Source organism: Mesorhizobium sp. WSM4312 (assembly GCF_002294875.1).
In the GTDB taxonomy this organism is placed as follows: Bacteria; Pseudomonadota; Alphaproteobacteria; order Rhizobiales; family Rhizobiaceae; genus Mesorhizobium.
On the sequence record NZ_NSFU01000007.1, the window covers coordinates 237,228 to 259,130 of the forward strand.

General features: G+C 62.3%; 29 protein-coding genes. 15 read left to right on the forward strand and 14 right to left on the reverse strand.

Going from position 1 to position 21,903, the window contains the following annotated elements; translation table 11 throughout:
- Positions 1–2 precede the first annotated feature (2 nt).
- Together CK228_RS13820 and gloA are read right to left on the reverse strand one after the other, a co-directional pair.
- Complete coding sequence (locus CK228_RS13820; RefSeq protein WP_095770296.1) at positions 3–296, reverse strand: DUF2218 domain-containing protein; 294 nt, start codon at positions 294–296, stop codon at positions 3–5.
- Between the two features lie 145 nt (positions 297–441).
- Positions 442–882, reverse strand: a complete 441-nt coding sequence (gene gloA / locus CK228_RS13825) for a lactoylglutathione lyase (protein WP_010909179.1) — start codon at positions 880–882, stop codon at positions 442–444.
- A gap of 216 nt (positions 883–1,098) precedes the next feature.
- Here gloA and CK228_RS13830 point away from each other — a divergent pair, with 216 nt between their 5' ends.
- From CK228_RS13830 to CK228_RS13840, 3 genes are read left to right on the forward strand one after another with little or no spacing between them, the layout of a single operon-like run.
- Positions 1,099–1,695, forward strand: a complete 597-nt coding sequence (locus CK228_RS13830; RefSeq protein WP_032920553.1) for a cold-shock protein — start codon at positions 1,099–1,101, stop codon at positions 1,693–1,695.
- A 24-nt stretch (positions 1,696–1,719) separates the two neighbouring features.
- Positions 1,720–2,280 (forward strand): DUF192 domain-containing protein, encoded by a 561-nt coding sequence (locus CK228_RS13835; RefSeq protein WP_095788207.1) that lies wholly within the window; start codon positions 1,720–1,722, stop codon positions 2,278–2,280.
- 19 nt (positions 2,281–2,299) lie between these two features.
- Complete coding sequence (locus CK228_RS13840) at positions 2,300–3,067, forward strand: alpha/beta hydrolase (RefSeq protein WP_095770867.1); 768 nt, start codon at positions 2,300–2,302, stop codon at positions 3,065–3,067.
- A 130-nt stretch (positions 3,068–3,197) separates the two neighbouring features.
- On the opposite strand, the gene speB is transcribed toward CK228_RS13840, so the two are convergent.
- On the reverse strand, positions 3,198–4,169 hold the full coding sequence (gene speB, locus CK228_RS13845; RefSeq protein ID WP_095788208.1) for an agmatinase: 972 nt from the start codon (positions 4,167–4,169) through the stop codon (positions 3,198–3,200).
- A gap of 107 nt (positions 4,170–4,276) precedes the next feature.
- Positions 4,277–4,882 (reverse strand): hypothetical protein, encoded by a 606-nt coding sequence (locus CK228_RS13850; RefSeq protein ID WP_095788273.1) that lies wholly within the window; start codon positions 4,880–4,882, stop codon positions 4,277–4,279.
- A gap of 247 nt (positions 4,883–5,129) precedes the next feature.
- Between CK228_RS13850 and cysE the strand changes: the two genes are divergently transcribed.
- Both cysE and CK228_RS13860 read left to right on the forward strand, forming a co-directional pair.
- Entirely contained in the window at positions 5,130–5,978 is an 849-nt protein-coding gene (cysE, locus tag CK228_RS13855) for a serine O-acetyltransferase (protein WP_095770865.1), read from the forward strand.
- Positions 5,979–6,131: 153 nt separating this feature from the next.
- Positions 6,132–6,335 carry a DUF3126 family protein gene (locus CK228_RS13860; RefSeq protein ID WP_019857879.1) on the forward strand — a complete coding sequence of 68 codons (204 nt, stop codon included), beginning with the start codon at positions 6,132–6,134 and terminating at the stop codon, positions 6,333–6,335.
- 48 nt (positions 6,336–6,383) lie between these two features.
- On the opposite strand, the gene CK228_RS13865 is transcribed toward CK228_RS13860, so the two are convergent.
- Positions 6,384–7,115 (reverse strand): hypothetical protein, encoded by a 732-nt coding sequence (locus CK228_RS13865; protein WP_095788274.1) that lies wholly within the window; start codon positions 7,113–7,115, stop codon positions 6,384–6,386.
- A gap of 117 nt (positions 7,116–7,232) precedes the next feature.
- On the opposite strand from CK228_RS13865, the gene CK228_RS13870 reads away from it, so the two are divergent.
- Both CK228_RS13870 and CK228_RS13875 read left to right on the forward strand, forming a co-directional pair.
- Positions 7,233–7,568 (forward strand): hypothetical protein, encoded by a 336-nt coding sequence (locus CK228_RS13870; RefSeq protein WP_095788209.1) that lies wholly within the window; start codon positions 7,233–7,235, stop codon positions 7,566–7,568.
- A gap of 19 nt (positions 7,569–7,587) precedes the next feature.
- Positions 7,588–8,115 carry a gamma carbonic anhydrase family protein gene (locus tag CK228_RS13875; protein ID WP_095788210.1) on the forward strand — a complete coding sequence of 176 codons (528 nt, stop codon included), beginning with the start codon at positions 7,588–7,590 and terminating at the stop codon, positions 8,113–8,115.
- Positions 8,116–8,167: 52 nt separating this feature from the next.
- On the opposite strand, the gene CK228_RS13880 is transcribed toward CK228_RS13875, so the two are convergent.
- The 4 genes from CK228_RS13880 to CK228_RS13895 all read right to left on the reverse strand — a co-directional run bounded on the left by CK228_RS13880 (position 8,168) and on the right by CK228_RS13895 (position 11,205).
- Positions 8,168–8,725: an ankyrin repeat domain-containing protein gene (locus CK228_RS13880; protein WP_095770863.1), complete on the reverse strand. Its 558-nt coding sequence runs from the start codon at positions 8,723–8,725 to the stop codon at positions 8,168–8,170.
- Between the two features lie 215 nt (positions 8,726–8,940).
- On the reverse strand, positions 8,941–9,549 hold the full coding sequence (locus CK228_RS13885; RefSeq protein WP_095770290.1) for a transglutaminase-like cysteine peptidase: 609 nt from the start codon (positions 9,547–9,549) through the stop codon (positions 8,941–8,943).
- Between the two features lie 286 nt (positions 9,550–9,835).
- Positions 9,836–10,453 (reverse strand): PilZ domain-containing protein, encoded by a 618-nt coding sequence (locus CK228_RS13890; RefSeq protein WP_010909193.1) that lies wholly within the window; start codon positions 10,451–10,453, stop codon positions 9,836–9,838.
- A 119-nt stretch (positions 10,454–10,572) separates the two neighbouring features.
- Positions 10,573–11,205 (reverse strand): PAS domain-containing protein, encoded by a 633-nt coding sequence (locus CK228_RS13895; protein WP_095770862.1) that lies wholly within the window; start codon positions 11,203–11,205, stop codon positions 10,573–10,575.
- Positions 11,206–11,594: 389 nt separating this feature from the next.
- Between CK228_RS13895 and CK228_RS13900 the strand changes: the two genes are divergently transcribed.
- Entirely contained in the window at positions 11,595–12,353 is a 759-nt protein-coding gene (locus CK228_RS13900) for a rhomboid family intramembrane serine protease (protein ID WP_095788211.1), read from the forward strand.
- Positions 12,354–12,440: 87 nt separating this feature from the next.
- Positions 12,441–12,872 carry a CBS domain-containing protein gene (locus tag CK228_RS13905; protein ID WP_095770861.1) on the forward strand — a complete coding sequence of 144 codons (432 nt, stop codon included), beginning with the start codon at positions 12,441–12,443 and terminating at the stop codon, positions 12,870–12,872.
- Positions 12,873–12,921: 49 nt separating this feature from the next.
- Here CK228_RS13905 and CK228_RS13910 read toward each other — a convergent pair whose 3' ends face one another.
- The gene (locus CK228_RS13910) at positions 12,922–13,179 is read right to left on the reverse strand and encodes a YjhX family toxin (protein WP_095770288.1); all 258 of its coding nucleotides are present in this window, start codon (positions 13,177–13,179) and stop codon (positions 12,922–12,924) included.
- A gap of 290 nt (positions 13,180–13,469) precedes the next feature.
- On the opposite strand from CK228_RS13910, the gene gatB reads away from it, so the two are divergent.
- The 3 genes from gatB (at position 13,470) to CK228_RS13925 (ending at position 16,322) form a co-directional block, all read left to right on the forward strand.
- Positions 13,470–14,969 carry an Asp-tRNA(Asn)/Glu-tRNA(Gln) amidotransferase subunit GatB gene (gene gatB, locus CK228_RS13915; RefSeq protein WP_095770287.1) on the forward strand — a complete coding sequence of 500 codons (1,500 nt, stop codon included), beginning with the start codon at positions 13,470–13,472 and terminating at the stop codon, positions 14,967–14,969.
- Between the two features lie 4 nt (positions 14,970–14,973).
- On the forward strand, positions 14,974–15,465 hold the full coding sequence (locus CK228_RS13920; RefSeq protein ID WP_095788212.1) for a GNAT family N-acetyltransferase: 492 nt from the start codon (positions 14,974–14,976) through the stop codon (positions 15,463–15,465).
- A gap of 158 nt (positions 15,466–15,623) precedes the next feature.
- Positions 15,624–16,322 (forward strand): AIM24 family protein, encoded by a 699-nt coding sequence (locus tag CK228_RS13925; RefSeq protein WP_095788213.1) that lies wholly within the window; start codon positions 15,624–15,626, stop codon positions 16,320–16,322.
- A gap of 65 nt (positions 16,323–16,387) precedes the next feature.
- On the opposite strand, the gene panC is transcribed toward CK228_RS13925, so the two are convergent.
- Together panC and panB are read right to left on the reverse strand one after the other, a co-directional pair.
- Positions 16,388–17,239, reverse strand: a complete 852-nt coding sequence (gene panC / locus CK228_RS13930) for a pantoate--beta-alanine ligase (RefSeq protein ID WP_095788214.1) — start codon at positions 17,237–17,239, stop codon at positions 16,388–16,390.
- Complete coding sequence (gene panB, locus CK228_RS13935; protein WP_095788215.1) at positions 17,236–18,096, reverse strand: 3-methyl-2-oxobutanoate hydroxymethyltransferase; 861 nt, start codon at positions 18,094–18,096, stop codon at positions 17,236–17,238. The genes panC and panB overlap by 4 nt, the downstream gene beginning before the upstream one ends.
- A 230-nt stretch (positions 18,097–18,326) precedes the next feature.
- Here panB and CK228_RS13940 point away from each other — a divergent pair, with 230 nt between their 5' ends.
- The 3 genes from CK228_RS13940 (at position 18,327) to CK228_RS13950 (ending at position 19,921) form a co-directional block, all read left to right on the forward strand.
- Positions 18,327–18,725: an NADH:ubiquinone oxidoreductase subunit NDUFA12 gene (locus tag CK228_RS13940; protein WP_095770282.1), complete on the forward strand. Its 399-nt coding sequence runs from the start codon at positions 18,327–18,329 to the stop codon at positions 18,723–18,725.
- Between the two features lie 140 nt (positions 18,726–18,865).
- A complete protein-coding gene (locus CK228_RS13945; RefSeq protein ID WP_095770281.1) occupies positions 18,866–19,459 on the forward strand; it encodes a DUF2155 domain-containing protein in 594 nt (197 codons plus the stop codon).
- 75 nt (positions 19,460–19,534) lie between these two features.
- Positions 19,535–19,921, forward strand: a complete 387-nt coding sequence (locus tag CK228_RS13950; RefSeq protein ID WP_095770860.1) for a hypothetical protein — start codon at positions 19,535–19,537, stop codon at positions 19,919–19,921.
- An 8-nt stretch (positions 19,922–19,929) separates the two neighbouring features.
- Here the strand turns inward: CK228_RS13950 and aat are convergent, their stop codons facing one another.
- Both aat and accC read right to left on the reverse strand, forming a co-directional pair.
- On the reverse strand, positions 19,930–20,547 hold the full coding sequence (gene aat / locus CK228_RS13955) for a leucyl/phenylalanyl-tRNA--protein transferase (protein WP_095788216.1): 618 nt from the start codon (positions 20,545–20,547) through the stop codon (positions 19,930–19,932).
- Positions 20,548–20,559: 12 nt separating this feature from the next.
- The gene (accC, locus tag CK228_RS13960; RefSeq protein WP_095788217.1) at positions 20,560–21,903 is read right to left on the reverse strand and encodes an acetyl-CoA carboxylase biotin carboxylase subunit; all 1,344 of its coding nucleotides are present in this window, start codon (positions 21,901–21,903) and stop codon (positions 20,560–20,562) included.

Below are 21,903 nucleotides of genomic sequence, written 5' to 3' on the forward strand. Positions count from 1 at the left end.
ACCTACGCTGCCGTCGCCGGCTTCCAGTCGAAGGTCAGTTCTTCGCGGAAGGCAAAGCGCTTGATGTGGTCGGCCACGACACTTTCCAGGCGCTCGAGCGATCCCGCTTCGTCGGTTGACACCACGATGTGCAACGCTGCCGTGTCCGCATCCATGACAGTACGGCCGAGCGACAGATCGATCGTGCCATGGGTGGGATCGAATTCGACGGGAAATTTGTGCGCCCAGTGCTTGCACAGTTGCTGCAGATAGCGGCTGGCATGTTCGGTGGCGACATCGGCACGGCTGGTCGGCATGAGTGAACTCTCCGGAAGGGCAGGCGCCCATTGCTTGACATGGCGCCAGACCTGTCAGGCTGGCGCCATGTTCGGGTAGATAGGTGTCTTCGTGAAAAACGCCAAAAGGCGGCCGGGCAACTTCCGCCCGGTGCCAGGCCGACGCCTACCAGCTTCCCGTGTTGGCCATCGAAGCCCAGGGTTCGGCCTTGGCTTTCGCTGGGCCCTTCTGCAGAAGCTCGATCGAAATGCCGTCCGGCGATCTGATGAATGCCATGTTGCCGTCGCGCGGCGGCCGGTTGATGGTGACGCCATTGTCCATCAGATGCTGGCAGGTGGCGTAGATGTCATCGACCTCATAGGCGAGGTGGCCGAAATTGCGTCCGCCCTTGTAGTCTTCCGGATCCCAGTTGTAGGTGAGTTCAATCAGCGGCGCCTTGTCGTTGATGCCGCTCTGCTCATCTTCGGAGGCGGCGAGGAAGATCAGCGTGAAGCGGCCCTGCTCGTTTTCGTAGCGGCGGACCTCCTTCAGCCCGAGCTTGTTGCAGTAGAAATCGAGCGAGGCATCGACGTCGGCGACGCGGACCATGGTGTGCAGATAGCGCATGAGTTTTCCTCGATCTGTTGGGATGCGGCGCAACATAGGGTCGGCCCGGCGAAAGGGCAATCTCCCGCGGCCGGCGATGCCGGCAAAGAACAAATCCGGTATTCCCGCAATGAACCGTGAAAAAAGGCAGGGAAGGTCTTGCACACACCGGAAGCCGCGGTGTTAATCTGGTGTCAAGAATCAGTTGCGGTGTTCTTGAAAAAAGGGGGCATTCTTATGGGGGAAAAGGCCTCTTTGACGGGGCGGGCCGGAACCCTTGGCGACGCCTTGAAGCGCGACGAAGGCGGCGACGCCGCCGACCTGACCGAAATTGCCGGCGCCATCAAGTGGTTCGATGTGGCCAAGGGTTATGGGTTCATCCTACCCGATGACGGTGTCTCGGGCGATATCCTCCTCCATGTGACATGCCTTCGACGCGACGGTTTCCAGACTGCCCTGGAGGGCGCGCGCGTGGTCTGCCTTGTCAAGCAGGGCGATCGCGGGCTGCAGGCCTTTCGTGTGCTTTCCATGGATGTCACCACCGCCGTCCATCCCGCGGAAATGCAGGAACAGCGCACCCATGTCGCGGTGACGCCGGAGAGCGGACTCGAACGCGCTTTGGTCAAGTGGTTCAACCGCACCAAGGGCTTCGGCTTCCTGACGCGCGGCGAAGGCACCGAGGACATTTTCGTCCATATGGAGACCTTGCGCCGCTATGGCATCACCGAGCTTCGGCCGGGGCAGGTCGTGCTTGTCCGTTTCGGCCGCGGTGATAAAGGCCTTATGGCCGCCGAAATTCACCCCGATATGGGCACCTTGCCGGTTTCGCACTAGGACGATTTCGGCAGAGGATCGTGGATGACTCGCAGGAACTGGCTGACGGCGGGCGTTTTTTGCGCCATTGCGGCCGTGATCGTGGCCGCAGGCGCTTTCTTCTATTCGGAACGGCCGACCTCGGCCGACAGTCGGGCGATGATCCTTCCGGTCGACCCGACGCCGCTGGTCGTGGCGACGAAAGATGGGAATCGCTCCTTCTCGATCGAAATCGCCGACAACGACGCGGAGCGCGAGGCCGGCTTGATGTATCGCCAGGACATGGCGGACGATCACGGCATGCTGTTTGTCTTCGAGATACAGCAACAGGTCAGTTTCTGGATGCAGAACACGCCGATGCCGCTTGACCTGATCTTTGTCGGCCAGGATGGCAAGATCCGGGCCGTCAAACATGGCGAGCCGCAATCCCAGGCCATCATTTCGCCCGGCGTGCCCGTGCGCTTCGTGCTCGAGCTCAAGGCCGGCGCCGCCGCCAAATACGGCATCGGGTATGGCGACCTCTTGCGCCACCCGGCAATTGGCACCGTATCCGGGCCTGGCATGCCACCGCCGGACAATGGTGACGCACCCAACGGCGGCGGCTGAACGCGAGGTGGGGCAGCCGATGCAGTTCTTCTCTCATGACCGGTTCGATCTTGCCTTCCTCGACCGCCAACCGGCATCGGGGCAGGGTGATCCCGTGCTCATGATCCACGGCTTCGCCTCGAGCCACTACGTCAACTGGGTGTCGCCCGGCTGGTTCAAGACGCTCAACGATGCCGGGTATCGCGCCATTGCCTTCGACAATCGCGGCCATGGCTCGTCATCGAAGAGCTATGACGAGGCTGACTATACGCCGGCGAAAATGGCCTCGGATGCCGCAGCCTTGCTCGATCATCTCGGCATCGAACGGGCCCATGTCATGGGCTATTCGATGGGCGCTCGCATCGCGGCGTTTCTGGCTCTGTCGGATCCGGACAAGGTGGCGACGCTGGTCTTTGGCGGCCTCGGCATCGGCATGATCGATGGCGTCGGCGATTGGGATCCGATTGCCGACGCCCTGCTTGTCGACGATCCGGCCACGACCACCCATCCGCGCGGCCGCTCTTTCCGCGCTTTCGCCGACCAGACCCGCAGCGATCGCCGGGCGCTTGCCGCCTGCATCGCCACATCGCGGGAGTTGCTGAGCGAGGATGATATTGCCCGCATCGCCCAGCCGACGCTGGTCGCAGTCGGCACCACAGACGACATTGGCGGCTCCCCAGACGAACTCGCCGCCCTGATGCCGAACGCCAGGGCTTTCCACATCGAGGGCAGGGACCATATGCTGGCGGTCGGGGACAAAACCTTCAAGAAACGCGTGCTGGAGTTTTATGCTGAATATCCGCTTTGAGCGGTCTGCCGGTGGGCTGGCGCGTTCCAACGACAATCGCGCCCTTGGCCTGCAGGGATCGTTCTCAACGGGCTGTCGGTGGCGGCGGGGCTGCCCATCCTCGCGGCAATGGCATCGGCCATAAGCGCCTTCACCTGATCTTGCGCGTTCTCGCTTCGTGGACCGACTTCGCCAGCACGCACAGCAATTCGAACATCATCGTCGCACCCGCCAGCGCCGTCATGCTGCCGAGGTCGAATGGCGGCGCCACTTCCACGACATCGGCGCCGACAATGTGCAATCCGTCGAGTAGGCGGACCATTTCCTGCGCCTCTCGGGTGGTGAAGCCGCCGAGCTCGGGCGTGCCTGTTCCCGGCGCCATCGACGGGTCGATGCAGTCGATGTCGAAGGTCACATAAGTCGGGCCGGTTCCGGCGATGGCGCACGCTTCTTCCATGACGCTGGCCGCGCCGCGCCGGACGAACTCCTCCATGTAGATGATGCGAATGCCCTGGGCGACCGCCCAGTCATGCTCGCCGGGCTCATAGATCGAGCCGCGAATGCCGATCTGCACGACCCGTTTGGGATCGAGCAGTTCCTCTTCGATGGCGCGGCGGAACGGCGTGCCGTGCGTGTAGGGATTGTCGCCGAAATAACGGTCATTGGTGTCGGAATGCGCATCGAAATGGATCATGCCCACCGGACGATCCTTGGCGACGGCTCGCAGCACCGGCAAAGTCGTCAGATGATCGCCGCCGGCGGCGAGCGGAATGGCGCCTGCCGCCACGATCGCAGCGACGCCGTCCTCGATGCGCTTCAACCCGTCCATCAGGTTGATCGGATTGACCGAGAGGTCGCCGACATCAGCGACATTGGCAATGCTGAACGGTTCGATGCCCGACACATGGTGGGCGCGCCGCATCAGGCTCGACTGGTTGCGGATCTCGCGGGGGCCGTGCCGTGCGCCGGCGCGGTTGGTCGTGCCGCCATCCCACGGTATGCCGACGAGCGCGATATCGAGCCCTTCGGCGCTCGCCACCGCCGGCAGCCGCATGAAGGTCGAGAGCCCGGCAAAACGGGGAACGGCCGAGGCATCGACCGGCTGGAAGAAATTGCTGCTCATAATGTCGGCACCTCAGAAGAATTCACGTTTGACGATTTCGGCGATCCGCCCCTCGCAGTCTGGCTTCTTGTGGCCGCATGCAAAAGCCCCGTGCACCCCGGCGAAAATCACGAGGTCCTTTGCAAGGCCTCCAGCGAGCGCGCCATGTTCAGCCTGGCCTGCGGCTCGAAGCGCTGGCGAAATTCCTCGGTGAGGAAAATGTGCGCGCGGGCAAGGAAATCCTTCAGCACGGCTCCCCGCCCGGTACGCCACACCGGCTCCTCCACCCAGCCATATTCGCGGCGGACCGCGCGTTCATAGGCGTCGAACGCATCCGGCGCGGCGCCCAGGATCGACAGATCCATGTCGAGGAAGAGGCTGGCGTCGCGTGTGGCCGCGTCGTCATCGAACCCGGGCAACTGGTGCGTGGCGGTGGCGAGGATCATCGCGCCGATGCGGTCCAGGCGCTCCGGGTCGGTTCGGCTCGCGAGCTTTTGCGCGGCAAGCGCCGCACTTCTGGCCTCATTGTCCTTGGCCTTGCTGTCATAGATGGCGTCGTGGAACCAGATCGCCGCTTCGACGGCTTCCGGATCGCTGAGCAGCGCTCGGTAATCGCCGGCCAGCGCCAGCATCGCCTCGATATGGGCAAGGTTGTGATAGTGACGGCTTTCGGCCAGGTAGAGCGCCGCGAGTTCCCGTTTCAGCGGTTCGTCGATCAAGGGCTGGTCTTCCATGTTGGTCATCCGTCCAGTTAATCGATCTCAGCCTCTTCGAGCCAGTCACTCGGATCGTCCCGGCCGCTGGGCGCGAAAGGCAGCTTTCCGGCGACTCAGCGATCAAGGGTTCGTTTTCCATGGCCGCTTGAATTCCTGCGAACCAAATCCATTTGACACAGCACTAAGGAAAATTGAGTTCAATCATGCTATGATCTGGCTTATATGTGCCGCCGGACAACAGGCAAGCCAGCAGGACGCGACGTCGATGAACAGCATCAGCATTTCCCGCCATAGCGCGTTGCAGCCGGTCGATCCGATCTGGCGTTCGATCCGCGACGAAGCGATGGACGCCGTCAACCGCGACCCCCTGCTTGCCGCGTTTCTCTATTCGACGATCCTCAACCAGGAGAGCCTGGAAGAGGCCGTCATCCACCGGATCGCCGAGCGGCTTGCCCACCAGGATATCGGCTCCGACCTGATCCGCCAGACCTTCAAGACCATGCTGGCCGACGACAAGGAATGGCCGACGACCGTGCGTGTCGACATCCAGGCCTATTACGACCGCGACCCGGCTTGCGACCGTTTCATCATGCCTGTGCTCTATTTCAAGGGCTTTCACGCCATTCAGACCCATAGGCTGGCGCATTGGCTGTGGACCCAGGGCCGCAAGGATTTCGCGCTCTATCTGCAGAGCCGCTCGTCCTCGGTCTTCCAGACCGATATCAACCCGGCCGCGCGCATAGGCAAGGGCATCTTCATCGATCACGCCACCGGCCTCGTCGTCGGCGAGACCGCGGTCATCGAGGACGATGTGTCGATCCTGCACGGCGTGACGCTGGGCGGCACCGGCAAGGCCGGCGGCGACCGCCATCCCAAGATCCGCCGCGGCGTGCTGATCGGCGCCGGCGCCAAGATTCTCGGCAATATCGAGATCGGCCATTGCTCCAAGGTCGCCGCCGGGTCGGTGGTGCTGTCACCCGTGCCGCACAACAAGACGGTTGCCGGTGTGCCGGCCCGCGTGGTCGGCGAGACCGGCTGCGACCAGCCTTCGCGCCAGATGGACCAGCTCCTGCCGTCGCAGTCGATGGACCAGGTGATCAGCTTCGATATCTGATTTCTGCGCCGGCGCGCCGTCCGGCGCGATTGCGATTTTGTCCGGCGGCGCTGCCGCTTGCGGTGCAATACGGCCGGCTTGCCTTTACATCGCCATTGTCGACGTGCCAGAAGCGCCCTTCAAACCAGCAAGCCCGATGATCGGAGAAGACTGTTGAAGCCGGACGAAATCAGAAAGCTGGACGCCTATTTCAAGCGCGTCTTCCAGAACCCCAAGCTTGAGGTCAAGGCACGGCCGCGCAAGGAAGATTCCGCCGAAGTCTATGTCGGTGACGAGTTCCTCGGCATCGTCTTCAAGGATGAGGACGACGGCGACTACAATTTCTCGATGGCGATCCTCGACATCGATCTGGGCTGATCCCGTATCAAATGGCAGGCCGCGCCAGGCGCGGCCTGCGACTGTCTCTCAATGTCCGCTCTTCAACATTCGCCCGGCCTCAGCGGTCATTGCCACGTCGAGTGCCTGCCAGTCGCCAAGGAATTCCTTGGGAAAACGGTAGGTGAGGCTGAGATCGTCGCCGACATGGATGTCGCGTTCGCACGGCGCCAGCGATTGACCGGCAGTCGGCCCGCTCAGGCAGCGGGCCACGAAAAGGTCCTTTCCCCCGCGCTTGCCGACCACCAGCACCTCGTTCAGGTAGCCTGATTTCTCATTGAAACCGTAGACCGTCGTGCCGCCTGGTCCCGGAATGCCGGGCTGGACGATCAGCGCGCTGTAGATCGGCGTGAACCGGCCGCTCATGTCGCGCGACATCATCTGCTGTTCGAAGGACAGGAAGATGATCTTCCTGTTGGCTTCCGCGTGATTGAAATCGTCGCGGGCCGCCTCGCTATACCCGTCCATCTGGGGATAGCGCAGATAAAGGTCGAGACGCGAAGCGATGCCGTCGCGCCGGGCCTGGTCGAAACGGATGAAATTGGCCGGCACGGAAATGACATTGTTGCCGATCACCACCCGGCGCACCGTCGTGTCGTCGGTATATCCGGCCATGGCGATGCTATGGCCGAACCATTTGCCGCCAAGGCTGATAGTGACCGACAGCAAGGCAAGTGCGGCGAAGGCATAGAACACCCGCTTCATCAGCGTGGAATCGACCACGGTGAGTTCAGGGCCGTCGGCGATCGCTGCCTGCTTCATCTCGGTCCTCATCCCAACCGCCATTCCCAGTGTCCCCCGGCGGCACACATCGCGCGGCACGGCTCTTGCAGCCTTTCCGAAACGACTGTGCGATTTCATGGTAAATGGAGGGTTAAGATGGCTCAGATGGAACTCTTCCTGTTTGCTTTTGTCGTCGGGCTGACAGTGTGCGGGCTGACGGGCTCGACGATGGAGTTGTTGTCGGGCCGCAAGGTCGCCTTCGCCGAGCCCTATGTGTCGCCGGCGCATGTGCTGCGCTCGCTGGCGGCCACCGTTGGTGCCGGGCCGTTCATGCTGGTCAACGATGCCCTCGATGCCCGCCGCGAAAAGCGCATTTCGACGATGGCGCTCTTGTCATGCGGTTGCACGGCGATCGCCTGGTCGCTGGCGCTGGGCATCGTCGTGCTTGCCATTGCCTCATGGACGATCCGTCTCTTAGGGTCCGGCATCTGAGACGATTCGGAGGCCGACAATGCCGCTTTATGCGATCGACGGAACGCAGCCCAGCTTCGCCGACGCGGGTTCAAACTGGATCGCGCCCGATGCGACGCTGATCGGCGACGTGCGCGTTGGCCGCAATGCCGGTTTCTGGTTCGGCGTCGTCATTCGCGCAGACAATGAGCCGATCATTATCGGCGCCGACACCAATGTGCAGGAACACACGGTCATGCACACGGATCCGGGCTTTCCGCTGACCATCGGCGAGGGCTGCACGATTGGCCACCGGGCCATGCTGCATGGCTGCACGATCGGCGACAACAGCCTGATCGGCATGGGCGCCATCGTGCTGAACGGCGCCAGGATCGGCAAGAATTCGCTGGTCGGCGCCGGCGCGCTGGTCACCGAAGGCAAGGAATTTCCGGACAATTCGCTGATTGTCGGCTCACCGGCCAAGGCGATCAGGGTGCTGGACGACGCAGCCGTCGCCAGGCTGCGCGGCTCGGCCGCGCACTACGTCGCCAATGGCAAGCGCTTCAAGGCAGGGCTGAAGAAGGTCTGACGCCAGTTTCGGCCGATCCGTATCGCCACGGGGTGCGTCCCGGACCGGGCTATTATCTATTAGAGCCGCGCCTTGCTATGGCATCACGCAGCAATGAAGCACCGGCTTCAAAACCGGCAATGTCCGCTTCCTCGATGGCTGTCGCATAGTCATCGATGCGGGTTGCAAGAGTAGGGTCGGCGCCAGCCGCCAAAAGCAGGCGGATCGCCTCGGCGCTACGAACGGCCACCGAATAGTGTAGCGGCGTCCAGTCGTTCACGCCCCGCATATTGGGATCGGCGCCAGCCTCGATCAACATCTGGATGATTTCCGGTCTGTCGGCCCGGTCGGTGGACAGCGCGGCAATGATGGCCGGAAACCCGCCGTGATCCCCGTAATTCGGATCCGAGCCTGCATCCAGCAACGTCGAGATGAAGCCGACCGGGCTCCAATAGATCGCGTATTCCAAAGGATGTCCGAGTCCGAGTTCGAACGGCATACGTTCGTCGAACCAACGGGGCGAACCGCCCAGGGCTTTGCCAAGGCCATCGAAGTCGCCGGCCTTGAAGGCATCGTCGATCGCCTTGAACAGGCGATGGCGCTCGCATCGATCTTCCGGGATTTCCAACATCGCCGTGATCCAGAGGACGAACCAACAGCCTATGATGCCGCGATCCGCCGTCCATGGAAAGGAGGCTCTGGATAGTCGGATGCGCCTACCCAACCCTGATTGGGTTTCGAGCAACGCCAGAAATGGCGGAGCCGGCCCGGGGACGGGGCCGGCTCCTTTGACCCGGTCGTTGGGGACGGGGAGGGTGGGGACTCGACCGGGTTTCTCGTTACGTCCTAGCGGACGCTGGCGACCGCGTCGGAGCGGCCGTCATTGATCGTCACCCAAACGCCGGAATTCTCCGCCGATTGACGTTTGAGATAGGTGTAGTCGGTGTCCGTCCAGGACAGCACCTTGGTTTCCAGATTGTCGAGGATGAACTCGCCGAGGCTGGTGCGCACGGTCAGCACGGCGTGGCCGTCGCCATTGGGCTGGCGCGCGACCGTCATCAGGAGATCGCCTGCCGGCACGCCCGCGTCCATCAGTTCGCGGCGCTTCTCCAGCGCATAGTCCTCGCAATCGCCATAGCCATTGTCGGGATAGGCCCAGTACTCCTCGACACCGTCGTTTTCCATGTCGGTGCGCGGCTTGATGCGGGTGTTGACCGAATTGTTGATGCTGACGATCGTCGCCCAGAGCTTGCGGCTCAGGTCGACCGGCGCGCCCTTGGGCGTCTTCTCGTTGCATTCGCCAGGGATGCGCTGGCAGAATTCATAGTGGCCAACAGGCTGTGTGGTACGGCCGCCAGTGTGCATATAGGCCGGTCCCGCGGCATATGCTGATCCCCAAGCGGAAAGCTGCATCGCCATTGCCATAAGCAACAGCTTGCCCCTCGTTTTTTTCATTTTCTAGTCTCCCCGTTCGAAGGAGACATTGCCACGGCTGGATTTATTTGACGCAAAAGCGCGAAGCAGACTTTAAGTAAAACGCCAATAGAATAAACATAAAATTTGAATCATTTGAGTATTGAATTGTTTGGATTGCCCGGGCGGCATCGGAGCGCATGCCCCGAAAGGCAGCCTGCCTGCTGGAAGCCAGCCCGGCCACTCGCGAAGGGACAAATCGCCGCCGGCCGGAAACAAAAAATCGGCCACGCAGGGCCGGTTAGCTTGCGGCGTCCGTTTGATCCGGTCAGGCGCGTGGCGTGTTGAATTCGGAATCGAGCGTCTCGGGGCGCTGGATGACGGCGAATTCGATGGCGACGCCATCCTCGAAATGACGAACGATCTGGCCGCGCATGGTGCCGAGCATGACCTGGACACCGATCGCCGGCTTGACGTCGATCTCGATCGCGGCGCCCGACAGCGACAGGTCGATGATCCGGCACTGGTATTGGCGGCCGTCGGTGAGCTGCAGCACGCTGGTCGGGTTGCGCGGCGCGACGCGCTCGTGGCGGCGGTCTTCCGGCAGGTCGAGTTCGTGCTTGTTGGCGAGCCAGGTCAGTTGCGCCGCCAGCTTGTCCTTCTTGCGGTCGGACGCAATCACCGTCATGGCGAAGCCATCCTGCAGCGTGCGCGTGACGACGCCTTCGATGCGGCCGATATGGTCGATATAGGCGATCACCTTTTCGCCGGGCATGCCGATGCGATCGGTGCGGAACGCGACATTGCCAGGCGACATGTCGACAACCTGGCAAGGGTGCTCGGTGCGGTCTTCCAGCATGAATCGCCCGTATATCTTGACCCGGACGCGCTGAAAGTTACGCCTTTCAGCTTGGGACGGTGCGTAGTCGACCGCCGCTGACCTCATGACTGCCTATACCCCGTTTGGCATTCCCGCGCGTCAATGCGAGGAACTTCATCACAGAAGTACAACAAAGCGGGTTAACAAAGGGGAAAAACGAGCCTGCGAGACCGTACGATCATCAACTATTCGTCGCGTCCACCGTCGAAGACGACGAGATGGCGGATGCGGCGCGCCCGGCCAAGCGCCGAGATCGTATCGGGCGCCTCGAGATCGGCTGGAACAAGCGAGGGAACGTCGATCGCCGGACGGTTGTTGAGCATCTCTTTCTCCGGATCGATGACACGGATCGAATCGATCATTGCGTCCGTGATCGGGTCGGCGCCCAGCCAGAACGGCTTCTCCGCGGCACTGATCACGCCAAGGCAGCGCGGGTTCTCGATGCCGCCGTCGAGCGGCAAGGCAAGCAATTCGAACTTGTTGGAGCGGCCATTGCGGCTGAAGCCCTCGAAATTGATCAGCACCACGGATTTCTGGTCGAAAACCCCGTGAATCAGCCGTGAGACCAGACGCTGATCCTTCTCGCGCCACAGCGACGGGAAGGAGAACCCCTTAAGTTCGCGGCCATAACAGGCGCAGAGCCTGGTGCCGGCGAGGCGGAAGACCGGTTGGCCGCGCGTGTCTCTTTCCAGGATGAACGTGTCGGCCAAAAGCGACTTGATATCGGCCGGCTCGACTTCCGATCGCTTCGGAGCAGGGCGTCCGTCACGCAGGCGGTTCCAATAATGGAACAGCGTGATCGATCCGTTTTGGTTCATGGTATGCTGCTCCGCGCATTCTGTCGTCTGATGTCCCATCGGTGAACAGAAGGGCGCCCTCCGATGACCTACATGCGTTGCGGAGCAGGAAGCGTGCCAGCGTCGTTAACACTTGTTCACGGGTCGGGGACGTTAAGGTTAACAACTGGTTTACGTTGCCCCCGAGCAGGCCCTGTGGCACACCAAAACCACTCCAGAAGCGGTCGTTTCGCGACGATCGGCAGCACTTCAGTCAAGAGTTTTAGGGGAGCAGGGGGCTCGACCGGCCGTTCAAGGGAAACCTTGGACGGCTTCTTTTTTGATTCGCACTGGGGCGATTCGCCGTTTGCGGTTCCAATGGCCGTGATCTAGATGCTCGCCAGGTCGAACAGCACCGAGTGCGATTGCAGATGAGCGAACAGCAAAATCCAACCGAGGCCGAGCCGGCCGAAAGCCTGCCGCCGCCTGTGCGCGAACCGGTGTTCAACCTGCCGCCGATCGTGCTGGCGGTGATCGGCATTTGCGCGGCCGTCTTCCTGTTGCAGCAATATGTGCTGAACGACGCGCAGCAGATGACGCTGCTCTACGATGGAGCCTTCATTCCCGTCCTTTATACCGGGCAATACGGCTTCGACTGGTTTCTGTTCACGCGCCCCTTCACCTATGCGTTCATGCACGGCGGTTTTGCCCATATCGCCGTCAACATGGTCTGGCTCGCCGCTTTTGGTTCGCCGCTGGCCAATCGCCTCGGCGGGATCTGGTTTGCTCTGTTCTTCGCCATTACCGGGCTGGCCGCCGTGGCGCTCTTCTGGGCCATGCACCCCTATGGCGAGGCACCGCTGGTCGGCGCCTCCGGCGCCATATCGGGCATGATGGGTGCGGCGGCGCGTTTCGGTTTCCGCACCGACCGCTCTGCAGGCAAGGCGGCCTTCGCCGGCCCCGTGCTGCCGATCGCGCTTGTCTTGCGTTCGCGCGGTGTCGTGATCTTCCTTGCCATGTGGATGATCATCAACCTCGCCACCGGCCTGCTCGGATTTGCGCCTGGAGTAGATGGTCAGATCGCCTGGGAGGCTCATATTGGCGGCTTCGTCGCCGGCTTTTTCGGCCTGCGCTGGTTTGATCGGCGACGGCAGCCGCCGGAATGGGAGACCACCGACCCCCGCACTTGAAATGCAGCCGATCACGGCGCACGATGTTCACTCTTACGCGAAAGCCGGTCTGGCAGGGAACCGGCAGGCGAAGCAGAGGAGGACGCCATGACCGTTAAGGCAATTCTGGAAAAAAAGGGCCACGACGTGTTGACGCTCGGGCCGAATGAAAAGCTCAGCGAAGCCATCCGCATCCTGGCCGAACACAAGATCGGCGCGCTGGTCATCACCAATGGCGATCACAAGATTGTCGGCATCCTGTCGGAGCGCGACATCGTGCGGGTTCTCGCCAAGGAAGGTGCCGCCGCGCTCGATATCGCCGTGCGTTCGGCAATGACGCCGAAGGTTAAGATCTGCAACGAGAACCACACCGTCAACGAGGTGATGGAGATCATGACGAGGGGCCGTTTCCGCCATCTGCCGGTGGAAAAGGACGGCCTGCTCGATGGCATCGTCTCGATCGGCGACGTGGTCAAGCGCCGCATCGAGGATGTCGAGCGCGAGGCGGATGAGATCAGGGCCTACATCGCCACCGCCTGAGCGGTGAAAGGAACCGCCGGCCGGAAAACCCGGCCGGCGGTTCCGTAGTCTATCGGTTGTCGAGTTCGGAGCGGACGAGTTCGAGCCCGCGCCTGGTGATGCGGTAGGGACCGCCGCCCGACGACGAAACCGCCTTCTTGCGTTTCAGCTTTCGAAATAGGTCGAGATCGACGTCTGGATAGTGCCAGCCATCGCGGGTCAGGCATTTGACGGAGGCGATCCGTTTCTTCTGGTTCTTTTCGATTTCAATGCGTCCGCCCTGCGCAAGCAGGTGCAGGATGCGCTGTTCAGTGCGCGAAATATCCATGTGGAGCGTTCCGGGAAAACAAAAAATGCCGCCGCCGCGAAGCTTCGCGGCACGGGGTTTCAGGTTTTCTGCCCTGCCTCGCTATGAGGTCAGGGCCTTAACGGGACTGAGCGTAAGTGGACATCCACTCTCCATTGGAATGGGAGTCCTATAGGCGAAAGCGGCTGAAAAGGCCAGCCGGCGGCTTTGCGCTTGTCTCTTCTGGCGGTTTGCACTAGCGAATGACTTTCACTTCAGACGTGAAAGTCACGTTCAAACGTGAGTTCACTCATCGTAATTTGCAGGCCGCCATGACCCTCATCGATACCCGCACGCCCGATGCAAAACGCTTGATCCCCGGCGCCACCGGTGACTGGGAAATCATCATCGGTCTCGAGGTGCACGCGCAGGTCATCTCGGAAGCAAAATTGTTTTCCGGCGCTTCGACCGCTTTCGGTGCGGCCCCCAACGCCAATGTCAGCCTGGTCGATGCGGCAATGCCGGGCATGCTGCCTGTCATCAACGAGGAGTGCGTCAAACAGGCGATCCGCACCGGTCTCGGGCTGAAGGCGCAGATCAACCACAAGTCGGTTTTCGACCGGAAGAACTACTTTTATCCCGACCTGCCGCAGGGCTACCAGATTTCGCAGTTCAAGCAGCCGATCGTCGGCGAGGGCACGGTAATCGTTTCGGTCGGACCGGACCGGCAGGGCGAGTTCGAGGACATCGAGGTCGGCATCGAGAGGCTGCATCTGGAACAGGACGCCGGCAAGTCGATGCACGACCAGCATCCGACCATGTCCTATGTTGATCTCAACCGCTCCGGCGTGGCGCTGATGGAAATCGTCTCCAAGCCTGACCTGCGTTCCGGCGATGAGGCCAAGGCCTATGTCACCAAGCTGCGCACCATCATGCGCTATCTCGGCACCTGCGACGGCAACATGGATGAAGGCTCGCTGCGCGCCGACGTCAACGTCTCGGTACGGCGGCCTGGTGGTGAGTTCGGCACCCGCTGCGAGATCAAGAACATGAACTCGATCCGCTTCATCGGCCAGGCCATCGACTTCGAGGCACGCCGCCAGATCGCCATTATCGAGGACGGCGGCAAGATCGATCAGGAAACGCGGCTGTATGATGCGGTCAAGGGCGAGACGCGCTCGATGCGCTCGAAGGAAGAAGCGCACGATTACCGCTATTTCCCCGATCCCGACCTGCTGCCGCTGGAATTCGATCAGGCCTATGTCGATGCTTTGGCCAAAGAGCTGCCGGAATTGCCCGACGACAAGAAGGCGCGGCTCATCTCCTCGCTGGGTCTCTCGACCTACGACGCTTCGATCCTGGTGTCGGAAAAGTCGGTCGCCGATTATTTCGAGAAGGTGGCCGCCGGCCGCGACGGCAAGCTCGCCGCCAACTGGGTCATCAACGATCTGCTCGGCCAGTTGAACAAGGTGGGCAAGGACATTGAAAATGCGCCGGTTTCGCCCGACCAGCTCGGCGCGGTCATCGACCTGATCAAGGACGGCACCATCTCCGGCAAGATCGCCAAGGACCTGTTCGAGATCGTCTGGAACGAAGGCGGCGATCCGCGTGCGCTGGTCGAAAGCCGTGGCATGAAACAGGTTACGGACACCGGCGCCATCGAGAAGGCGGTCGACGAGGTGATCGCGGCCAATCCCGACAAGGTCGAACAGGCGCGCGCCAAGCCGACCATGGCCGGCTGGTTCGTCGGCCAGGTGATGAAGGCGACCGGCGGCAAGGCCAATCCGCAGGCGGTCAACGACCTCGTCAAGGCCAAGCTCGGCATCGAGTAAGGCCATGTTCGTCCGCACCGCCGGCGAACGCGATCTCGCTGCCATCCGCGCGCTGCTGGTTGAAACCTGGCACGCCACCTACGACGCGATCTATGGCGCCGGGCGGGTTACCGAAATCACCGACGAATGGCACTCGATTGCGTCTCTGAAAACGAGACTGACCAAGCCGAACAGCGAGTTCCTCGTCGCCGATGACGGCAAGCGCATTGGCGGCGTGGCTTTTGCCGAGGGCATTGGTGGCGGAGAAGAGGTTGTCCTGAAACAGCTCTACGTGCTTCCGGGCCTGCAGGGCAGGGGCATTGGCGGCATGTTGCTCGACGAGATCATCGAGAGTTTTCCGGAAGCCCGCGGCATCCGCCTGGAAGTGGAGGCGCGGAACACCCGCGCCATCGCCTTCTATGAAGCGAACGGCTTCGTGCGATCCGGCGATGCCGGCGGGCACGCGGGTGCCCCGGGCGAGCCGACACTGGTCTACCGCCGGTCTCTTGCCGGCTGATTCCTTCGAAGTGAACCTCGCTTGATCACCTTCGCGCGAGCGGCGCTGGATGCGCCCGTTTTCGTTTGACGGCCTGAGGGCTCCGCACCAAAGCTGCCGGTGCTGACCGCGCGGAAGCCGGAATGGACTGGCACGCCGGGTAGCGCTGGGGGGGAACCATGCCAAGCCTGCCGGAACTGATGCCGACACAGGTGTCGGACGAGACCTTTGGTGGCGTCACCTATCACATAGCGGGCGAACTGGTGCCCGTGCTTTCGGTCGATGTGACGCGGATGCCTGTCTATTTCGAGCACCACATCCTGTTGTGGAAGACCTCGACCATCACCATCGGTCTGAAATCGCTGAAGGGCGCGCTGAAGCGCATGATGGCCGGCATGCAGATCTTCGTCACCGAGGCGTCGGGAGCGGGCATCATCGCCTTCAGCCGCGATGGACCAGGCCACATCGTGCCGATCCATCTCAGGCGTGGCGAGGAGATCCAGGTGCGCGAACACCAGTTTCTCGCCGCAACCGGCAATGTCGAATACACATTCGAGCGTGTGCGCGGCCTGGCGACGATGCTGTTCGGCCAGAGCGGCTTCTTCATCGACCGTTTTCGCGGCGATAGCGGCGACGGCATAGTCTGGCTGCACGGCTACGGCAACGTCTTTGAAAAGACGCTTGCCGCCGGCGAGACCATCGACATCGAGCCGGGCGGCTGGCTGTTCAAGGATGCCTCCGTCAGGATGGAAACCAAGATCGATCGCCTGTCGAGCGGCTTCTTCGGCGCCAATATGAATTTCATCGTCAACCGCTTCACCGGTCCGGGCCGTGTCGGCATCCAGTCGATGTATCTGCATATGCCGACGGAAGAGTGAGCGCGTGCCGGAAATTTCGGACGGGTGACATGCCAGGGCACAAGGCGTGGCGTAGCCCGATCCGATCAGGCAACGGGAACTTCCACATTGTCGATCAGCCGCGTCTTGCCCAGCCAGGCCGCGGCAAGCAGGCGCCCAGCTCTGTCGCGGCGCCAGGGCGCAAGCGTCAGGCTTTCGCGGGCCTCGACGTAGTCGACCTTCTGGAAGCCGGCGGCAATGAGCGCGCGGCTGGCTTCCCCAGTTGCGTCATCTCCGAGCGCGCCTGCCGCCAGTGCGGCAGCCGTCTTGTGCAGGATGACGTTGAGCTGGCGGGCGACAGCCAGTTCAGTCTCGTCGAGATAGGCGTTGCGTGACGACATGGCCAGGCCATGCGCGTCGCGTATGGTCGGGGCGCCGATGATCTCGACAGGCAGGTCGAGGTCGCGGCAGAGCTGCCTGACGACGCAAAGCTGCTGGTAGTCCTTCTCGCCAAAGACCGCATAGTCAGGCGTCGCCTGAAGAAAAAGCTTGGCGACAATGGTGGCGACGCCCTCGAAAAAAGTGGGGCGAAAGTCCGATTCGAGCCCGGCGGACGGGCCGCCGACCGAGATCCTGGTGGCAAAGCCGGCGGGATACATCGCGCCGACCATCGGCGTGAAGGCAAGATCGGCGTTGACCGTCGCCAACAGGTCGAGGTCGCGGGCCAGATGGCGCGGGTACTTGTCGAGATCCTCGCTCGGCGCGAACTGCGTCGGATTGACGAAGATCGACACCACGCAGCGCTCGGCCTTTTCCCTGGCGATCCTGATCAGGGAGAGGTGCCCCTCATGCAACGCGCCCATGGTCGGCACCATGGCGACGCGCAGGCCATCGCGCCGCCAGTCACTGACCTGCGCGCGAAGTGCGGCGACGCTGTCGACGACCTCGGGACGACTCATGACCCATCCCCGCCGCCTTTGCCCGAAAAGGCTTTTGAACTTGAAAAGACATGGGCAGCACCAGGGAAAGTCCGGTCTCGCACCTCCGCTGCGTAGCGCTCGGCGGCGTGCGCGATCACGCGGCGCAGATCGGCATATTCCTTGACGAATTTCGGCACGCGGTCGACGGTCAGCCCGACCATGTCGTCGATCACCAGGATCTGGCCATCGCAGTCGCCGCTGGCGCCGATGCCGATGGTTGGAATCGCAATGCGGCGTGTGATGTCGGCGGCGACCGCCTCGATGGTGCCTTCGATGACCACGGAGAACGCGCCGGCCTTTTCGACAGCGAAGGCGTCGGCTATCAGCGCCGCGACAGTCTCGTCCGTGCGGCCCTTGATCTTATAGCCACCGTCCTTCTCCACCGATTGCGGCAGCAGGCCGATATGACCCATGACCGGAATGCCGGAGGCGACGATTGCCGCGATCTGCCCGGCCATGTCGACGCCGCCTTCAAGCTTCACCGCCTGGCAGCCGGTCTCGTCAACGATGCGCCGCGCCGAGGCCACGGCCTGCTCCGTCGAATCCTCGTAGCTGCGGGCCGGCATGTCGACGACCACGCAGGCCCTGGCCGAGCCGCGCATCACGGCTTGCCCATGCGCGATCATCATCTCCAGCGAGGCGCCGAGCGTTGTCTCGTGGCCATGCAGGACCATGGCGACGCTGTCGCCGACCAGAAGCAGGTCGACATGCGGGTCGAGCAGGCGGGCGACAGGATAGGTGTAGGCGGTCAGGCAGACCAACGGGATGCCGCCCTTGCGGCGGCGAATCAGCTCAGCGCCGATGCGAATGTCGGTGGTCGGCAGTTTCGTGGCCAATCGTCACCTCCTTCGGCCCATGGCCGGATTGGATATCCGCATGGGCGCGCTGAGCTTTAGAAAGAGCCGAAAGGCTTGGCAAGCGTGCATCCTGCCGCCTCTTGGGGGCACAGGCATGTGTCGGCACCCCGGCGCGCCATTTGCACGCTCTCCATGGCAAAACCCTTGCCTTCCCGAAGGCCTGACGCCATAAGCAGGAAACAGGCGCCGCCAGCGCAAAGGGCTCTGAGATGAAGACTTTCCTGACGCAGTTTTTCACTTGGTGGAACAGCCAGACGCTGGGAACACGCTTGCACACCTGGCGGTACGGCAAGAGGGTCGGCCAGGACGAGGTCGGCAATGTCTACTACGAAGGCGGCATCGATTCGGAAGGCCGCACCCGCCGTTGGGTCATCTACCGCAACTATTCGGAAGCTTCGGCCATTCCGCCCGGCTGGCATGGTTGGATCCACCACCGCGTCGATCTCGCTCCGGCCAGCGAGGACTACAAGCCGCGCGATTGGCAGAAGCCGCACAAGCCCAATCTGACCGGCACGCCAGCGGCCTACCGCCCGAAGGGCTCGGTGCTGACCAATCAGCATCGCCCGCAGGTTACGGGTGACTATGACGCCTGGACGCCAGGGTCGTAACGGCCCCGGCTTGTACGGCACAAAGTGCGGGCCGGTCCTTTATCGCCACAATTGGTGTTTAGCTGCTTGCTGATCAGAAAACGGCGACTAGCCTTGGCGATCGACGGAATCACCCGGGCGCGAACCACCGGTACCCCTATATGAGCTTTTTCAATCGGATATCGACGGGCGGTTTGACGCTAGCCGCCGGCCTCGCCGTCAGCGCCGCGGCCTTTGCAGCGTCGCCCGCACCGGCACCGGCGGCCCCCGCGCCGGCACCGCCAGCGGGATCGGATCGCATCGCCAACCCGGTTGCCGAGTTCGCCGGCATCGACAAGATCACTGGCCGCATCATCACCTTCGATGTCTATATCGACGAGACGGTGCAGTTCGGCGCTTTGCAGGTGACGCCCCGCGTCTGTTATTCCCGACCGCAGAACGAGGAGCCGAAGACCGATTCCTTCGTCGAGGTCGACGAGATCACGCTCGACCGCAAGATCCGCCGCATCTTCACCGGCTGGATGTTCGCCGAAAGCCCTGGTCTCAACGCCGTCGAGCATGCCGTCTATGATGTCTGGCTGAAGGAATGCAAACAGAAGTCCGATGTGCCGGCGCCAGATGCCACCAAGGCCGACGCCACCAAGGCTGACGCTTCGAAGCCGGCCGCGACCAAACCAGCCGCCGCCAAGCCTGCGGCCAGCCCGGACGCGGAACAGTCCGATCCCACGCAACCGGACACATCAGACGCCAACTGATCCCTGGGAACCGTCGTGGCCACCATGCGTTGGATCACGGACGACCGCGCATCGACGCGCCCGGAGGATATTTCGATGTCGGACACCAAGCGAATCACGGCCAGCAAGAAAGAACTGCTGGAACTCGAAAAAGGCTTCTGGACCGGCGATGCGGCCTATTACGCGGCCAATGCCGACACGGAATGCCTGGTGGCCTTTCCGCGAATGGCAAAGGCGATGGACAATGCCGATCTTGCCAAGACCGCGACCAAGCCTAATCGCTGGCGCGATCTCGATATCGAGCTCAAGGGAATAATCGAGCCGGGCAGCGACATCGTCATGCTGACCTACGAGGCGCATGCGACGCGCGAGAACGGCGAACCTTACGCCGCGCTGGTCAGCACCGGCTATGTCCATCGCGTCAACGGCTGGAAGATGATGTTCCACTCGCAGACGCCGATCGAGGCAACGGCCGCGAAGTAGCCCAATCGCTACGGAAAAAAGATCGCCTCGCCCTTCAGCGCGTCAGCCAGCATCTTCTCATACTTGCCGCGCGGGACGTCGACCGCGCCGAAGCGCTTCAGATGCTCGGTGGTGAATTGCGTATCGAGCAGCGCGAAGCCGCGTGCCTTCAAGCGCTCGACGAGATGCACGAGGCAGATTTTCGACGCATCCGTTTCCTTGGAAAACATGCTTTCGCCGAAGAACACTCGTCCGAGCGACACGCCATAGAGGCCGCCGACCAACTTGTCCTCATGCCACGCCTCGACCGAATGGCAGTGGCCCATGCGATGCAACTGCACATAGGCCTCACGGATCGGCGCGTTGATCCAGGTCGAGCGCCTTTCCTCCCGCCTTTCCGCGCAGCCGTCGATCGTCGCCTCGAAATCGAAATCGAAACGGATGTCGAACGGGTTTTTGCGGATCGTCTTCCTCAGGCTTTTGGGCGTGTGGAACCCTTCGAGCGGGATGATGCCGCGTGTCTCCGGCCGCACCCAGAACACCTCTGGGTCGCTGGCGCTTTCGGCCATCGGGAAGACGCCCGAAGCGTAGGCCTTGAGAAGAAGGTCGGTGGGGATGCGATAGCCGGGCGCGTAAGGACGGGTCATCGCGTCCCCGAACTACTCTTCCTTGGCCAGGTATTTTTCCAGCCAGTGGATGTCATAGTCGCCATTGGCGATGTCGGCATTGCCGACCAGATCGCGAAACAGCGGCAACGTCGTCTTGATACCGTCGACGACGAATTCATCCAGCGCCCGCCGCAGCCGCATCATGCATTCGACGCGGTTGCGCCCATGCACGATCAGCTTGCCGATCAGGCTATCGTAGTAGGGCGGGATCTTGTAGCCGGAATAGACGCCGGAATCGACGCGGATGCCGAGACCGCCTGGCGTGTGGAAATGCGTGATGGTACCAGGCGAGGGGGTGAAGGTGCGCGGATCCTCGGCATTGATGCGGCATTCGATGGCGTGGCCATTGAACTTGATGTCTTCCTGCCTGACGGAAAGCCCACCGCCGGAAGCGACACGGATCTGCTCATGCACGAGATCGATGCCGGTGATTGCTTCCGTCACCGGATGCTCGACCTGCAGGCGTGTGTTCATCTCGATGAAATAGAACTCGCCATTCTCGTAGAGGAACTCGATCGTGCCGGCGCCGGAATAGCCGAGGTCGGCAATGGCCTTGGCGCAGATGCCGCCGATGCGGGCCCGTTCCTCGGCGTTGAGCGCCGGCGAATTGGCCTCTTCCCAGACTTTCTGGTGGCGCCGTTGCAGCGAACAGTCGCGCTCGCCGAAATGCACGCCGCGGCCAAAGCCGTCGCCGAACACCTGCACTTCGATATGGCGCGGCTTCTGCAGATACTTCTCGATGTAGACAGCATCGTCGCCGAAAGCGGCGCCTGCTTCCGAGCGCGCCGTCTGCAGAGCGACCTCGAGGTCGGCCTCGGTGTGCGCGACCTTCATGCCGCGTCCGCCGCCGCCGGCGGAGGCCTTGATGATCACGGGATAGCCGATTTCGGCGGCAATGCGCTTGGCTTCCTTCTCCTCGGTCACCGCGCCGTCGGAACCTGGCACCACCGGGATGCCGAGGCGCTTGGCGGTGCGCTTGGCCTCGATCTTGTCGCCCATGACGCGGATATGGTCGCCGGTCGGGCCGATAAAGGTGATGTTGTGCGCGGCCAGTATGTCGGCGAACTTGGCGTTCTCGGACAGGAAGCCATAACCCGGATGCACCGCATCGGCGCCGGTGATCTCGCAGGCCGCGACGATCTGATGGACGTTGAGATAGCTGTCGCGCGATGGCGGCGGGCCAATGCAGACGCTCTCGTCGGCAAGCCGCACATGCATGGCGTCGGCGTCGGCGGTCGAATGCACCACTACCGTCTGGATGCCGAGTTCCTTGCAGGCGCGAAGCACCCGAAGCGCGATTTCGCCGCGATTGGCGATGAGGATCTTCTGGAACAT

Excerpts from the sequence above, each read along its gene's own strand:
- gatB (WP_095770287.1), top strand. The coding sequence starts at position 13,470 with ATGACCCTCATCGATACCCGCACGCCCGATGCAAAACGCTTGATCCCC.
- CK228_RS13950 (WP_095770860.1), top strand. The coding sequence starts at position 19,535 with ATGTCGGACACCAAGCGAATCACGGCCAGCAAGAAAGAACTGCTGGAA.
- CK228_RS13895 (WP_095770862.1), bottom strand. The coding sequence starts at position 11,205 with ATGAACCAAAACGGATCGATCACGCTGTTCCATTATTGGAACCGCCTG.
- CK228_RS13870 (WP_095788209.1), top strand. The coding sequence starts at position 7,233 with ATGGCTCAGATGGAACTCTTCCTGTTTGCTTTTGTCGTCGGGCTGACA.
- CK228_RS13900 (WP_095788211.1), top strand. The coding sequence starts at position 11,595 with ATGAGCGAACAGCAAAATCCAACCGAGGCCGAGCCGGCCGAAAGCCTG.
- CK228_RS13865 (WP_095788274.1), bottom strand. The coding sequence starts at position 7,115 with ATGAAGCAGGCAGCGATCGCCGACGGCCCTGAACTCACCGTGGTCGAT.
- gloA (WP_010909179.1), bottom strand. The coding sequence starts at position 882 with ATGCGCTATCTGCACACCATGGTCCGCGTCGCCGACGTCGATGCCTCG.
- CK228_RS13890 (WP_010909193.1), bottom strand. The coding sequence starts at position 10,453 with ATGAGGTCAGCGGCGGTCGACTACGCACCGTCCCAAGCTGAAAGGCGT.
- CK228_RS13885 (WP_095770290.1), bottom strand. The coding sequence starts at position 9,549 with ATGAAAAAAACGAGGGGCAAGCTGTTGCTTATGGCAATGGCGATGCAG.
- CK228_RS13880 (WP_095770863.1), bottom strand. The coding sequence starts at position 8,725 with ATGTTGGAAATCCCGGAAGATCGATGCGAGCGCCATCGCCTGTTCAAG.
- accC (WP_095788217.1), bottom strand. The coding sequence starts at position 21,903 with ATGTTCCAGAAGATCCTCATCGCCAATCGCGGCGAAATCGCGCTTCGG.
- CK228_RS13840 (WP_095770867.1), top strand. The coding sequence starts at position 2,300 with ATGCAGTTCTTCTCTCATGACCGGTTCGATCTTGCCTTCCTCGACCGC.
- CK228_RS13850 (WP_095788273.1), bottom strand. The coding sequence starts at position 4,882 with ATGGAAGACCAGCCCTTGATCGACGAACCGCTGAAACGGGAACTCGCG.
- CK228_RS13875 (WP_095788210.1), top strand. The coding sequence starts at position 7,588 with ATGCCGCTTTATGCGATCGACGGAACGCAGCCCAGCTTCGCCGACGCG.
- aat (WP_095788216.1), bottom strand. The coding sequence starts at position 20,547 with ATGACCCGTCCTTACGCGCCCGGCTATCGCATCCCCACCGACCTTCTT.
- CK228_RS13820 (WP_095770296.1), bottom strand. The coding sequence starts at position 296 with ATGCCGACCAGCCGTGCCGATGTCGCCACCGAACATGCCAGCCGCTAT.
- CK228_RS13905 (WP_095770861.1), top strand. The coding sequence starts at position 12,441 with ATGACCGTTAAGGCAATTCTGGAAAAAAAGGGCCACGACGTGTTGACG.
- CK228_RS13940 (WP_095770282.1), top strand. The coding sequence starts at position 18,327 with ATGAAGACTTTCCTGACGCAGTTTTTCACTTGGTGGAACAGCCAGACG.
- CK228_RS13925 (WP_095788213.1), top strand. The coding sequence starts at position 15,624 with ATGCCAAGCCTGCCGGAACTGATGCCGACACAGGTGTCGGACGAGACC.
- CK228_RS13945 (WP_095770281.1), top strand. The coding sequence starts at position 18,866 with ATGAGCTTTTTCAATCGGATATCGACGGGCGGTTTGACGCTAGCCGCC.
- CK228_RS13830 (WP_032920553.1), top strand. The coding sequence starts at position 1,099 with ATGGGGGAAAAGGCCTCTTTGACGGGGCGGGCCGGAACCCTTGGCGAC.
- CK228_RS13835 (WP_095788207.1), top strand. The coding sequence starts at position 1,720 with ATGACTCGCAGGAACTGGCTGACGGCGGGCGTTTTTTGCGCCATTGCG.
- speB (WP_095788208.1), bottom strand. The coding sequence starts at position 4,169 with ATGAGCAGCAATTTCTTCCAGCCGGTCGATGCCTCGGCCGTTCCCCGT.
- CK228_RS13920 (WP_095788212.1), top strand. The coding sequence starts at position 14,974 with ATGTTCGTCCGCACCGCCGGCGAACGCGATCTCGCTGCCATCCGCGCG.
- cysE (WP_095770865.1), top strand. The coding sequence starts at position 5,130 with ATGAACAGCATCAGCATTTCCCGCCATAGCGCGTTGCAGCCGGTCGAT.
- panC (WP_095788214.1), bottom strand. The coding sequence starts at position 17,239 with ATGAGTCGTCCCGAGGTCGTCGACAGCGTCGCCGCACTTCGCGCGCAG.
- CK228_RS13910 (WP_095770288.1), bottom strand. The coding sequence starts at position 13,179 with ATGGATATTTCGCGCACTGAACAGCGCATCCTGCACCTGCTTGCGCAG.